At 72.7% G+C, this 13,309-nt stretch carries 9 protein-coding genes, 2 pseudogenes and 1 riboswitch; of the genes and pseudogenes, 4 read left to right on the top strand and 7 right to left on the bottom strand.

What is annotated here, in order from left to right; genetic code table 11:
* The 4 genes from VH969_RS30095 to VH969_RS30080 all read right to left on the bottom strand — a co-directional run.
* Nucleotides 1-1,274 (bottom strand): circularly permuted type 2 ATP-grasp protein (locus tag VH969_RS30095; RefSeq protein ID WP_331980404.1); only part of this gene is annotated, 1,274 nt, incomplete at its 3' end.
* A 13-nt stretch (nucleotides 1,275-1,287) separates the two neighbouring features.
* Nucleotides 1,288-2,148, bottom strand: a complete 861-nt coding sequence (locus tag VH969_RS30090; protein ID WP_331980402.1) for an EamA family transporter — start codon at nucleotides 2,146-2,148, stop codon at nucleotides 1,288-1,290.
* Nucleotides 2,149-2,241: 93 nt separating this feature from the next.
* Complete coding sequence (locus VH969_RS30085; protein ID WP_331980400.1) at nucleotides 2,242-3,798, bottom strand: hypothetical protein; 1,557 nt, start codon at nucleotides 3,796-3,798, stop codon at nucleotides 2,242-2,244.
* Nucleotides 3,783-4,538 (bottom strand): ABC transporter ATP-binding protein, encoded by a 756-nt coding sequence (locus tag VH969_RS30080; protein WP_331980398.1) that lies wholly within the window; start codon nucleotides 4,536-4,538, stop codon nucleotides 3,783-3,785. Before VH969_RS30080 ends, VH969_RS30085 begins: the two co-directional genes overlap by 16 nt.
* A gap of 71 nt (nucleotides 4,539-4,609) precedes the next feature.
* Here VH969_RS30080 and VH969_RS30075 point away from each other — a divergent pair, with 71 nt between their 5' ends.
* From VH969_RS30075 to rpsT, 3 genes and pseudogenes are all read left to right on the top strand, one after another.
* On the top strand, nucleotides 4,610-5,530 hold the full coding sequence (locus tag VH969_RS30075) for an SPFH domain-containing protein (protein ID WP_331980396.1): 921 nt from the start codon (nucleotides 4,610-4,612) through the stop codon (nucleotides 5,528-5,530).
* A 15-nt stretch (nucleotides 5,531-5,545) separates the two neighbouring features.
* Nucleotides 5,546-5,737 (top strand): annotated as a pseudogene (locus VH969_RS30070) (type II toxin-antitoxin system antitoxin); the annotation flags it as partial.
* Between the two features lie 282 nt (nucleotides 5,738-6,019).
* On the top strand, nucleotides 6,020-6,280 hold the full coding sequence (rpsT, locus tag VH969_RS30065) for a 30S ribosomal protein S20 (RefSeq protein WP_331980394.1): 261 nt from the start codon (nucleotides 6,020-6,022) through the stop codon (nucleotides 6,278-6,280).
* A 361-nt stretch (nucleotides 6,281-6,641) separates the two neighbouring features.
* Here rpsT and holA read toward each other — a convergent pair whose 3' ends face one another.
* Nucleotides 6,642-7,619 (bottom strand): DNA polymerase III subunit delta, encoded by a 978-nt coding sequence (gene holA / locus VH969_RS30060; RefSeq protein ID WP_331980392.1) that lies wholly within the window; start codon nucleotides 7,617-7,619, stop codon nucleotides 6,642-6,644.
* Between the two features lie 139 nt (nucleotides 7,620-7,758).
* A riboswitch (SAM riboswitch) is annotated at nucleotides 7,759-7,885 on the top strand.
* An 11-nt stretch (nucleotides 7,886-7,896) separates the two neighbouring features.
* Here holA and thrC point away from each other — a divergent pair.
* On the top strand, nucleotides 7,897-9,150 hold the full coding sequence (gene thrC / locus VH969_RS30055; protein WP_331980390.1) for a threonine synthase: 1,254 nt from the start codon (nucleotides 7,897-7,899) through the stop codon (nucleotides 9,148-9,150).
* A 700-nt stretch (nucleotides 9,151-9,850) separates the two neighbouring features.
* Here the strand turns inward: thrC and VH969_RS30050 are convergent.
* Both VH969_RS30050 and VH969_RS30045 read right to left on the bottom strand, forming a co-directional pair.
* Nucleotides 9,851-12,235: pseudogene (locus tag VH969_RS30050) on the bottom strand (DNA internalization-related competence protein ComEC/Rec2); the annotation flags it as partial.
* 2 nt (nucleotides 12,236-12,237) lie between these two features.
* Entirely contained in the window at nucleotides 12,238-13,197 is a 960-nt protein-coding gene (locus VH969_RS30045; protein ID WP_331980386.1) for a ComEA family DNA-binding protein, read from the bottom strand.
* Nucleotides 13,198-13,309 lie beyond the last annotated feature (112 nt).

Here is a 13,309-nt window from a genome sequence, read left to right as displayed (position 1 = left end):
GGGTTCGCCCGGATGCGGCGGCGCAGTGCGGTCAGCTCGCGGCTGTTCGCGTTGGGCCCGAAGACGATCCCGTACCCGCCGGAGCCCTCGACGGGCTTCACGACCAGCTCGGCGACCCGGTCGAGGACCTGCTGCTTCTCGTCGGGCAGCCAGCAGCGGAACGTGTCCACATTGGGCAGGAGCATGCTCTCGCCGAGGTAGTACTTCAGGATGTCCGGCAGGTAGGTGTAGACGAGCTTGTCGTCGGCGACGCCGTTGCCGACCGCGTTCGCGATGACCACGTTGCCCGCGCGCGCGGCGTTGAGCAGGCCGGCGACGCCGAGCACGGAGTCCGGCTTGAAGTGCACGGGGTCGAGGAACTCGTCGTCGATGCGCCGGTAGACGACGTCGACGGCACGCTCGCCCTGCGTCGTGCGCATGTAGACGGTGTTGTCGCGGCAGAACAGGTCGCGGCCCTCGACGAGCTCGACGCCCATCAGCCGTGCGAGTAGCGAGTGTTCGAAGTAGGCGGAGTTGTGGACGCCGGGCGTGAGCACGACGACGTTCGGGTCGGGCACGTTCGCCGCGGCCGCGGCCCGCAACGCGCGCAGCAGGTGCACGGCGTAGTCGCCGACGGCGCGAACCCGGTGCTTGGCGAACAGGTCCGGGAACACCCGGGCCATCGTTCGCCGGTTCTCCATCACGTAGGACACCCCGGAGGGGCTGCGCAGGTTGTCCTCCAGCACGCGGAACACGCCGTCCTCGTCGCGCACGACGTCGATGCCGGCTACGTGCACGCGCACCCCGTTGGGCGGCACGAGGCGCGTGGCCTGGCGGTGGAAGTGCTCGCAGGACGTGATAAGCCGCTTGGGCAGCACGCCGTCGCGGATGATCTGCTGGTCGGTGTAGACGTCGGCGAGGAACGCCTCGAGCGCGCGGACCCGCTGCGCGATGCCGCGCTCGAGGCGGGCCCATTCGGCCGCGGTGATCACCCGCGGGATGAGGTCGAGCGGGAAGGGACGCTCCTGTCCGGACAGGGAGAACGTGATGCCCTGGTCGACCAGCGCGCGGTCCAGCGCGTCGGCCCGCGCGCCGAGCTCCGCGGGCACCGCCGGGGCGAGCGACTCGTACAACCGCCGGTAGGCCGGGCGCAGGGTCTCGTCGGACGCGAACATCTCGTCGTAGGCGCCGGCGTGCGCCCGTTTCGGGTCGAGGTAGCCGTCGAACAGCTCGCCCTTCCGCCCGGCGCGGCGCGACGTGCTGGCGGACCGGGCGGAGGCTGCTGATCGCGTCATCTGCGCATCTTGGTCAGGCGGCGGCGATGGCCGCAACCCCGGCGACCACGATGACCGCGCCGGCGAGCCGCCGCGCGGGGTTCGGCTCGCGCAGCAGCAGCCAGGCGCCGATGCTGCCGAGCACGATCGAGAGCTCCCGGGCGGGTGCCACGAGGCTGACCGGCGCGAGCCGCAACGCGAACAGCACGAGCACGTAGGCCAGCGGGGACAGTACGGCCACGGCGAGGACCGCGAGCCTGTTCTCGCGCCAGATCCGCGCCACGTCCGCGCGCCGGGCCAGCGCGTAGGGGGCGAGCAGCGCGGCCTCGAAGATCGAGGTGCCGCCCATCAGAATCAAGGGGGACACGGCGAACACCGTCACGGCGTGCGCGTCCCACAGCGTGTACGTGGCGATCGTGGTACCGCAGAGGATCCCGTACCCGACGCCGCCCGCCCACGAGCCCTCGCCGGAGGAGCCGAGCCCCCCGATGATCCACACCCCGAGCACGACGGCGGCCGCACCGGCGAGCGCGAGGCCGGCCGGTCGCTCGTGGAACAGCCAGATCGCGGCGGCGACCGACAGCATGGGCCCGGTGCCGCGGGCGAGCGGGTACACGACCGACAGGTCGCCGACGGCGTAACCCCGTTGCAGGATCACGAAGTACGCCGTGTGGATCACCCCACTGACGACCGCCGCGAGGAACCAGACGGCCTCGACGGGTTCGCCGGTGAGCAGTACCGCACCGACCGCGAACGGCAGCTGGATGGCCGCCGAGCACACGGCGGTGAGCCAGACGAAGAGCGCGCCGCCGCCGGGCACCCGCTTGGCGAACAGGTTCCACCCGGCGTGGGCGACCGCCGCCGCGAGCACGAGGGCGATCGCGGCGGGATGCATCCCTCCACCATGTCAGAGGGGCCGGATCCGCCGCGCGTGGTCGGTAGGCCAAGGGTGGCGAGGATCACCGGGCAGGTGCTCGGACGAACACGGTCACACCTGCTTCCGGACTTGGGCGAGCAGCTCCGGTCCCTTCCCGGCGAGCCGCCGCTGCGCGAGCCCGCCCAGGCCCCACCAGCACAGCACGCCGACGCCGATCCCGACGGGCAGCGCGAGCCACTGCACGGCCGGCGTGCCCGAGCCGAGCGCGAGGATGGCGATCTCGGGCAGCGCCACGACGCCCAGCAACAGGGCGATGGCCAGCTGCATGAGGCCGCGCACGAGGCCGGGGTTGCCGCCGGCCGCGAACGGGCTGGCCCGCTGGTCGGGCATCGGGTACGCGAGGTAGACCGACAGCACCATGATCAGCCCGGCACCGCCGCCGAGCAGCGCGGGCGCGAGCCCCACCACCCACGGGTAGAGCCCGGGATCGGTGACGCCGGGCAGCACGAGCGCGAGCACGAGCGTCACCGGTCCGACGATGAGCAGCCACGCGAGCTGGCGGCCACGCACGTCGACCGCCTCCGCGCCGGGCACGACGAGCGTGTGCCACAGCGCGCTGCCGTCCATGCCGTACAGGTTCCCGGCGAGCAGGCAGGCCATCGTCACGACCACGAGGCCGGCGAACGGCAGCGGTCCGGTGTCGCCCCCGGTGATCGCGGGCACGACGCCGACGACCACGCCCACGATCAGCATCGACAGCAGCGCGACCCGGCGGCGGGCGTCGCGCGCCCAGGTGCGCAGCTCCTTGCCGGCGACCGCGCCGATCCGTGTGGGCGGCAGCCGGTGCCCGATGCCGGACCGGGTGCGGCCCCGTCGCGGGCCGATGCTGACCGCCACGCGGGTCGTCCGCCGCTCCAGCAGCACGCCCCAGAGCGCGAGCAGCCCGGCGACGACGAGGAGGAGCGCGGCGACGCAGCCGAGTACGAGCGGCCACTGGCCGTCCGCGGCCGCGCCCACCGCGACGACTCCCCAGCCGGACGGCAGCACCCGCAGCACCGTGGACAGCGCCGGCGAACCGCCCTCGACGAGCAGGGGCCCGACGGTGTTCAGGGCGGCCTGGATGGCGAAGCCGGACAGGCCGACCAGCGCGGCGAGCAGCACGCCGAGGTCGCGGCCGCGGCGGGACCGCAGCACCGCGCCCAGCCCCGCCATCACGACGCGGGACAGCAGCACGACGAAGACGAGCTGCAGCGGCAGCACGACGAGCGCGACGACCGTGGCCGCGGCGCCGTCGGCGAGGACGACGAGCCCGGTGAACGCGAGGAACGTGACGATCGCGGGCACGCCGGCGAACGCCGCGCCGAGCAGGCCGCCGGCGAGCCGGCGCGGGGTGATCGGCAGGGCCGCGAAGTGCTCCGGGCGCAGGGTCTCGTCCCCACCGCCGGTGAACACCGGGCCGAACAGCCAGCCGACCGTCCACAGCAGATAGACCGCGGCGAGCACGTCCACTCCGACGCCTGGGCGGCCGAAATCCATGGTGGCGACGAGGATCGTGACCACCGCGGCGCACAGGCCGACGAGCGCGCCGGCACCGGTGAGCCCGGCCTGCGTGCCGCGCAGCGAGTGGCGCAGCACCCGCAGCTTCATCCGGATCAGGATGCCAACCACGACAACCCCTCCGAGCCACCGGTGCGCCCGCCGACGATGTGCACGAAGGCCTCCTCGAGGCTCGTGCCGCCGCGGACCTCGGCCACCGGGCCGGCGGCCACGACACGGCCGCGGGTGATCACGGCGACGTGCGAGCAGAGCTGCTCGACGAGGGCCATCACGTGGCTGGACAGCACGACCGCGCCGCCGGCGGTCACGAAGCGCTGCAGGATCGTGCGGATCGTGGCGGCGGACACCGGGTCGACGGCCTCGAACGGCTCGTCGAGCACGAGCAGCTTGGGGGCGTGCAGCAGGGCGGTGGCGAGGCCGATCTTCTTGCGCATGCCGGCGGAGTAGTCGATCACCAGGCGGTCACGGGCGTCGTCGAGCTCGAGGACGGCGAGCAGCTCGCCGGTCCGCTGCGCGACGGTGTCCTTGTCCATCCCGCGCAGCAGTCCCATGTAGGTGAGCAGCTCGGCGCCGGTGAGCCGCTCGGGGAGCGACATCCCGTCCGGCAGCACGCCGGTCAGCGCCTTGGCGCGCACCGGGTCCGCCCACACGTCGACGCCGAAGATCGTCGCGGTACCGCCGTCGGGGCGCAGCAGGCCGACCGCCATCGAGAGCGAGGTGGTCTTGCCGGCGCCGTTGGGGCCGACGAGCCCGAAGAACGAGCCGGCGGGCACGGAGAGGTCGACGTGGTCGACCGCGATGGTCGGGCCGAACTGTTTGAAGAGGCGTTCGAGCCGCAGCGCTTCCGTCATGGCGCCAGGCTACTATAAAGTGATATCACTTTGATAGTCAGTTCCGTCCGTCGAACCGTCGAGGAGGGGCCATGGAGACCGTCGACGCACCGATGCCCGAGCCACACGTGCGGGAGCGGCCCGCGTTCGGCGCCGCCGGTCTGCCGCTGCTGGCCCTGGCGATCGTGCTGGGCCTCGGCGGGGCCACGATGCTGCTGGTCGGGGTCCTCCTGCTGGCCGCCGACGGGCCCGGTGCCGGCCTGATCGTGCTGACCGTGGCCGGCGGCCTGGTGATCGTCGCCGGGTTCGTCGTGGGCGGCGGGCTGATGCAGGTCGCGCCCGGCGAGGCGCGGGTGGTGCAGTTCCTCGGCCGGTATGTGGGGACCGTGCGGCTGGACGGGCTGCGCTGGGTCAACCCGTTCACCGTCCGGCGGCGGATCTCCACGCGGATCCGCAACCACGAGACGGCGGTGACCAAGGTCAACGACGCGGACGGCAGCCCGATCGAGATCGCCGCGGTGGTGGTCTGGCGGGTGACCGACACGGCGCGGGCCATGTTCGAGGTGGACGACTACAACGAGTTCGTGACCATCCAGGCGGAGACCGCGGTCCGCCACATCGCGACGAGCTACCCGTACGACTCCCACGGCGCCCTGTCGCTGCGGGAGAACACGACGGAGATCACCGACAAGCTGTCCGCGGAGATCGCCGCGCGGGTCGAGTCCGCCGGCGTCGAGGTGATCGAGTCGCGGATCACGCACCTGGCGTACGCGCAGGAGATCGCCGGGGCGATGCTGCGCCGCCAGCAGGCCGGGGCCGTCGTCGCCGCGCGGCAACGAATCGTCGAGGGTGCGGTCGGGATGGTGCAGATGGCACTGGACAAGCTGGCCGACGAGGAGGTCGTGGACCTGGACGAGGAGCGCAAGGCGTCCATGGTGAGCAACCTGCTGGTCGTGCTGTGCGCGGACCGGGACGCCCAGCCCGTGGTCAACACCGGCACGTTGTACAACTGAGGCCGGTTTCGCTTCGTGGCCGAGCGGAAGAAGCTGCTGCTGCGTCTGGACCCCGCGATCCACGACGCGGTGGCGCGCTGGGCGAGTGACGAGCTGCGCAGTACCAACGCACAGATCGAGTTCCTGCTGCGCAGGGCGCTAGCCCAAGCCAACCGCCTCCCCGACGATGCCGGCCGCCTCCCCCGCCGCGGCCGCCCCCCGAAGTCCGCCGCTTCCCCGAAGTCCGCCGCTTCCCCGACCCCTGCGGCCTCCCCAGACGCTGCGGTGTCCCCAGACTCTGCGGCGTCCCCGGCACCTGCGAACTCACCAGTGCCCTCGGACACCTCGGACTACCCGGTCGAGGACCCCGACGACTAGCCCGCCGGTGACCCGCTGTTATCCTCGCCCGGTCGTGCCGTGTGGCATTCCGCCCTGGAGGAAGCTCACCGTTCCGGTGAGGCCACCTGAACGCGGCACGGACTTCCGTGATCGACATCGAGGAGTACACGCGTGGCAAACATCAAGTCCCAGATCAAGCGGATCAAGACGAACGAGAAGGCGCGCCAGCGCAACAAGTCCGTCAAGTCCTCGGTGAAGACCGCGATCCGCAAGTTTCGCGAGGCCGCCGAAGCCGGCGAGAAGGACAAGGCGATCGAGCTCATGCGCGACGCCGGCCGGAAGCTCGACAAGGCGGCCAGCAAGGGCGTGATCCACGCCAACCAGGCGGCGAACAAGAAGTCCGCCATGGCCAAGCGCGCGAACCAGCTCTGAGCTGACTTCCACTGTGCCGGCCGTCCCAATGGGGCGGCCGGCACAGTCGTCTCCGGCCTCCCGGCTGACCAGTACACAGCGCGGCTCTCGCCGGCGATTTCCGTCGGTACCCACCCGTAGTCTGGAACTCGGGGGATCCCCGGCCGGTTGTCCACAACCCGCGAGCCTGTCCACAGATTCGCAAGCACTGCCCGAAATCGTCAGCGAGCGCCACTACGGTGGAAACGGGGGGACCCCGGGGACTTGTCCACAACTCGCCGGTCTGTCCACAGATTCGCATGCGCCACCCGGAATTGTCGGCGGCCGCCACTAGGCTGGTGATCGGGGGCCGGCGGCCGACCTCGTCACCAGATCAGGTGGCTCAGCTGCGGCGACGGGCTTCGGCGAGGCGGAGCACCGCGTGCTGCAGCGCGTAGTCGGCGTCCACCGCGACGCCCTTGACGTCCGCGTTCACGTCCGCCACGACCTGCATCGCCGCCACCAGACCGGCCGGGTGCCAGCCCCGTGACTGCGATAGCGCCTTGCGCACCTTCCACGTCGGCATGCCCAGCTCCGACGACAGCCGGTACGGGTCCGCGCGTCCCGCACCCGCGACCCGGGCCACGGTCCGCACGGCGTCCGCCAGCGCGTCCGCGACCAGCACGTGCGGCACGCCCAGCTGCATCGCCCAGCGCAGCATCTCCAGCGCGCCCGGCACGTCGCCGGTGATCGCCTTCTCGGCCACCGCGAACCCCGTCACGTCGGCCCGGCCGCGGTGGTACCGGCGTACGTCTTCCACGGTCACCTGGCCGCCCGTGTCGGCGACGAGCTGCGCGGCCGCCGAGGCGAGCTCGCGCAGGTCCGACCCGACCGAGTCGATCAGCGCGCTCACCGCGTCCGCGTCGGACTTGCCGCCCGCGCGGCGGATCTCGTTCCGCACGAACGCCTCGCGGTCGGCGGGCTTGGTGATCCGCGGGCACTCGACCACATCCGCGCCCGCCGCACGCAGCACGCCCACGAGGTCCTTGGCGGGTTTGCGGCCACCGCCGGTGTGCAGGACGACCAGCTGCAAGCCGTCAGCCGGCTCCTTGACGTACGAGCCGATCGCCGTGGCGATGTCCTTGCCGGCGTCGTGTGCGCCCTCGAGGACGATCACCCGCCGCTCGGCGAACAGCGACGGGCTGACCAGCTCGGCGAGCTCCGGCGGCGTGAGGTCGGTGACCTTGACGCGGGTCAGCTCGGCGGCCGGGTCGGCGAGCTTGGCGGTGTCGACCGCGGCCCGGACGGCGCGCTCGACCAGCAACTCCTCCTCACCGAGCACGAGCTGCAGCGCTGGTGGGGTCACGGCTGGGGCCTTCACACCGCCATCCTCGCACCCCCGTGCGGGCCCGCGTCGGCGGCCACGCTCCGTGTCGGTCGAGGACTTCTCGAATGATGGACCTCAGATTGGCCCAGCACCCCGGCAGTGCCGTACCGTGTTCGGCGGGATAACTGAATACAGCTCATCCAGAGGGGCAGAGGGACCGGCCCGAAGAAGCCCCGGCAACCGGCGTCAGCCAACGAGTTCCGCGAGGAACGGCTACGACCACGGTGCCAATTCCGACCCGCACGCGGGACAGATGAGGAGAAACCTCGCGATGACGATCACTGCCACCACCACGACGCTGGACCTCGGGCCCGCACGTGCGCTTGCCTGCCGGGAATGTGGCAACCAGGTACCGCTCGCCGCCGAGTTCGCCTGTGCGGAATGTTTCGGCCCGCTGGAGGTCGCCTATGACTTCGGCGACGTGTCCCGCGCGGACATCGAGTCCGGCCCCAAGTCGATCTGGCGCTACCGGCGGCTGCTGCCCGTACCGTCCGATGTGGACCGCCACCCGAACACCGAGCCGGGCCTCACCCGTCTGGTGAAGGCCGACCGGCTCGCCGCCGCGCTGGGCGTGAAGTCCTTGTGGGTCAAGGACGACACCGGCAACCCGACGCACTCGTTCAAGGACCGGGTGGTCGCCGTGGCGCTCGCCGCCGCGCGCCAGCTCGGGTTCACCGTGCTCGCCTGCCCGTCGACCGGCAACCTCGCCAACGCGGTGGCCGCCGCGGCCGCGCGAGCAGGCTGGAACTCGGTCGTGCTGATCCCGTCCTCGCTCGAGCGCGCGAAGGTCCTCACCACGGCCGTGTACGACGGCGCGCTCATCGCGGTCGAGGGCAACTACGACGACGTCAACCGGCTCGCCACCGAACTCGCCGCAGAGCACGAGGACTGGGCGTTCGTGAACGTCAACGTGCGGCCTTACTACGCCGAGGGGTCGAAGACGCTCGGCTTCGAGGTCGCCGAGCAGCTCGGCTGGCGGCTGCCCGACCAGGTCGTCGTGCCGGTCGCCTCGGGCGCGCAGCTCACCAAGGTGGACAAGGGTTTCCGTGAGCTGACCGAACTGGGCCTCGTCGACGGCAGGGACTACCGCGTCTTCGGTGCGCAGGCGACCGGCTGCTCGCCGGTGGCCGCCGCGTTCAAGGCGGGCCAGGACGTGGTGCGCCCGGTGAAGCCGGATACGATCGCCCGCTCGCTCGCGATCGGCGCACCCGCGGACGGCCCATACGTACTCGACGCCGTCCGCCGCACGAACGGCGCGGTCGAGGACGTCTCCGACGAAGAGGTCGTCGACGGCATCCGCCTGCTGGCTCGCACCGAGGGCATCTTCGCGGAGACCGCCGGCGGCGTCACCGTCGCGACGGCGAAGAAGCTCATCGACACCGGCCAGCTCGATCCCGACGCGGAGACCGTCCTGCTGATCACGGGCGACGGCCTGAAGACGCTCGACGCCGTGGAGGACAAGATCGGACCGAAAGCGATCGTCCCTCCGTCGAGCGACGCTGTGCGCGAAGCCCTTGAGTCCTGACGCCCGGACGGGTAGGTCTTACTGCCGGGGAGGTGTCCGGAGACGTGAGAAGGGTGTTCAGGATCCCTCGGTGACGACCTGAGCACCCTTCTCACGGCGGTCGGTCTCGTGACGAGCGGTCCGGACAGCCTCGGAAGATCGCCTCCACCACGTTCCGGATGAAGCCCGGCGCGCCAATTCCGAGCGTCATGCCCAGGCGATGCCCACAGTCGCGTCGGCGTCCGCGCCACGATCGCAGGTCGCGGAAATCGTGCGACCGGAGTCCGATGTGGACAGCCAGGCAACCGGGCGCCGTCGCGCTCCAGGCTGGCCGTGCCACCGGCGTTCGTGGCGCAGCACGTACTCGCGGCCCGCCACGGTCGCCCACACGTCGTAGTCGCTCGGCGCATCGCACACCGACCGCAGCCCAGCGGCGCGGCCACGCCGTCCACCTGCAGCGTGAAGGTGTCCTGCTCGTCGGCGTGATTCGAGGTGGCGGCACGAGCCAGATCGGGCGTCGTGTGAGCGTTTCCGGCAGCGACGTCTCGGCGCTCAGCGTCACAGTGGTCGGCCACGGATCCCACTGGCCCGTGACGGCGATCGTGCCGAACCGGGCGTCCGGCACCCGGCTCGGTGGGCAGGTCCGCGCCGACGATCGAGTTGCGCAGCTGTCGAACACGGACACGCACGCCATCGGCTCCGCCGTGATCCACCTGCCCGCGGGCGGGGCCCGCGCCGACCCGCGCGTCACCGCACGTGGACCGGTATCGCCGGGCACGATCGCCGCGTCACCGGTGATATCCGTGCGCAGGACGAGCGCGCCCGCGTGGCGCAGTGCGCGGAGCGTGAGCGGACTCGGATGGCCGTACCGGTTGCCCGCCCCGACGCTCACCACCGCGATCCGCGGCCGGACCGCCGCGAAGAGCTCAGCCGTCGTGTACCGGCTGCCGTGGTGCGGCACCTTGAGCACGTCGGCGGACAGGTTCGTGCGCGCGTTGAGCAGGTGGGCCTGTGCGGCCAGCTCGACGTCACCGCTCAGCAGGATCCGCCCGGCAGGCGTGGTCGCACGCATCACCAACGACGCGTCGTTGATCTCCGTGCCGTCGGCTCCTGCCGCCGGCATCACCTCCCTTTCATCTGGTGCCAGCACCTCCATCGACAGTCCGGGCCAGTCCAGCCGCCGCCCGGCATCCATCTGCACGAGCGGCACCCCGGCCGCCGCGGCCTTCGCCCGCACCTCCTTCCACGCCCAGTCGGGTTCGCGGGCCGGGCCCACGCCAACGGCCCCGACCTCGTGATCGGCCAGCACCGCGTCAAGCCCGCCGACGTGGTCAGCGTGCAGGTGGGTGAGCACCACCAGCGGCACTCGGGACACGTCGAGCCGATCCAGGCACGCGGCCAGCGGGCCCGGCTCCGGCCCGGTGTCCACGACGACGGCCCGGCCCTCCTCGGCGGTCGACAGCACGAGCGCGTCGCCCTGGCCGACGTCGCAGGCGACCATCGCCCAGCCGGGCGGCGGCCAGCCCGGTGCGATCACCCGGATCGGGATCAGCACGACCAGCAGCCCGGCGAACGCCGCGCCGATCAGCACCCGCAGCCGCCGGCGCCGCAGCGCCGCAACGAGCAGCAGGACGCAGACCACCAGCAGCAGCCCGCCCCACCACCCGCTGGGCCAGGAGATCACCGCCCCCGGCGCCCGGGCGGCGTGCCGCGCGACGAGGATCAGCCAGTCCGCCTCCGGCCCGGCCAGCCGGACCAGCAGCTCCGCGAACCATGCCCACGCCGGGGCGACCAGCGCCGCGAGCACGCCGAGCACCGTGGCGGGTGCGACGACCGGCGCGGCCAGCATGTTCGCCAGCACCGACACGAGGCTGACCTGCCCGGCCATCCCGGCCACCACGGGCGCGGTGACCAGGTGCGCGGCGGCCGGCACGGCCAGCGCCTCGGCGATCCCGCGCGGCACGCCCCGCGCCGCAAGCCGATCGGCCCAGCGTGGCGCCAGCAGGACCAGCCCCGCCGTCGCCAGCACCGACAGGGCGAACCCGAAGCTGACGGCCATCGCCGGGTCCCACAGCACCAGCACGACCACCGCAGTGCCCAACGCCGGCAGCGCGGCTCGTTCTCGCCCGATCGCCAGGGCGAGCAGACCGACCGCGCCCATGACGCCCGCCCGCAGCACGCTCGGCTCCGGTCCCGCCAGCACCACGAACCCCACCAGGGCGACCATCGCCCCCGCAGCCGAACCACGAGGCCCGATCCGCAGCGCCCGGAGCAGCAGCAACACCGCCACGCAAACGATCGCGAGGTTCGAGCCGCTGACTGCCAGCAGGTGGGCCATTCCGGCGGCTTTGAACTCGCCGTCGACCTGCCGGGACAGCCGATCTGTGTCGCCGACGACAAGGCCGGGGAGCAACCCAGCGGGTTCCGGGTCGAGCACGCCGGTGGCGTGCCGTAGGCCGGACCGCAGCGTCTTCGCCATGCGCTGCCACACTGGCGCGCGGGTCACGTCCGCCGGCGGTCCACGAACCCGCAGCACTGCGACCGTCAGCTCCTCCGCGCGGCCGGGCGCCAGCCGGGCTGTGGCCGTCGCGTCCTGCCCGGGCAGCAGAGTCGACCAGCGGTGTACCGGGGCGATCAACACGACCCGGCCGCGGGAGGCAACCGGCGCGCCCGCGACCACCGCGTCCCGGACGCGGGCCGGCACCACGACCGCCCGCACGCCGCCCTGCTGACCGCCGAAACCCTCGGAGAACACCGGCCGTGGGCGTTCGCTGATCGTCACGCGGAACACGCCCGACGCGCCCTCGATCGCCCGGTCGCGAAGCGGGTCGCCGGCCGCCTCGCGCAACCGGCCTGTCGAGCCCACGCCGACCAGCAGCGCGCAGACGAGCAGCGACCAGCCCACCCCGAGGCACCACCATCGCACTGCCCCGGGCCGCCGCCGAGCGGCCAGCAGCACGACGACCGCGGCGGTGACCCCGACGCCACTACCGACCGCGACCCACCACCAAGCGGCGAGCAGGCCGGCCAGCGTCGCGAGCCAGGCCGTGAGCGCCGCCGGCACCAGCCGCCAGTCCGGTCCCGCGTCGACGTCGAGCTCCCGCAGGCTCACCGGGCCACCACCAGGTCCTTGAGCTTCGCGAACCGCGTCGGCCCGATCCCGTCGACCTCCTGGAGCTGGTCCACCGAAGCGAATCGGCCGTGCTCGGTGCGCCAGTCGAGGATCCGTTGCGCGGTCACGGGACCGACGCCGGGCAACGTGTCCAGCGATGCGATCGACGCGGAGTTGAGGTCGACCTGCCCCACCCCCGGTGCACCGGACGCCGCCGCGTCGGCGGATGCGCCGGCGTTCGGGGGTGCCGGCACGCCGACGTAGATCTGTTCCCCGTCGGTGAGGCGGCGGGCGAGGTTGAGCCCGCCGAGCTTCACGCCGGGTGCCGGGCCGCCGGTCGCCTCGAGGGCGTCCGCCACGCGCGCGCCGTCCGGCAACGTGACGAGCCCGGGCTTGGCCACCCGGCCTACCACGCTGATCACGATCGAGCCGCCCGCCGGGGACGACGTCGCGCTCGGCGGCCGGCCGGCGTCGTCCTGGGCGGCCGGCAGCGCGGGCGGCACCTCCGGTTCGCTGCCGGAGCCGGACATCACCAGCCCGGCTGCCACCGCCACGCCGAGCAGGACCGCGCCCGCGGCGGCCGCGGCGGCGAGCCGCCAGCGCGGGCGCCCGCTCGCCTGGACGGGCAGCCATCGTTCGGCGAGCCGGTCGACTCGCCTGCGCCACCACGGTTCCGCGGCCGGCGGTGGCGTGCCAAGCAGTACGCGGTCGGGGTCCCGTACCGGCGGCGGCTCGGGATCAGGCGGGTCGGCATGAGCGTCCCGTGGTGCGGAACCGTTGTCCGGCCACGAATCAGGCCCGGTACGCGCGTCGAGCGAGAGGTCCAGCCACGCTTCGTCCGCCGGCAGCGCCGCGTTGCTCACCGGACGGTCCACTCCGGACTGCCTGATGAGTCGGTCGAGCCGCCGGCGGGATCGGGCACTGCGGCGGTCGCGGCGTGAGGTCGTGTCGATCACGTCTTCGACGGTATGCCCGGCCACACCCGTGCCGTGCCGTTCGGCGCTCTGCTGTGGACAACCGGACCGGCTGTGGACAACCGGCGCGAGATTCCCTTCGGTGGCGCGGAAT

It is taken from the genome of Actinophytocola sp., assembly GCF_036555685.1.
Lineage (GTDB): Bacteria > Actinomycetota > Actinomycetes > Mycobacteriales > Pseudonocardiaceae > Actinophytocola.
Note: the sequence above shows the minus strand (reverse complement) of the source record. Positions and strands in the feature narration are given on the sequence as shown.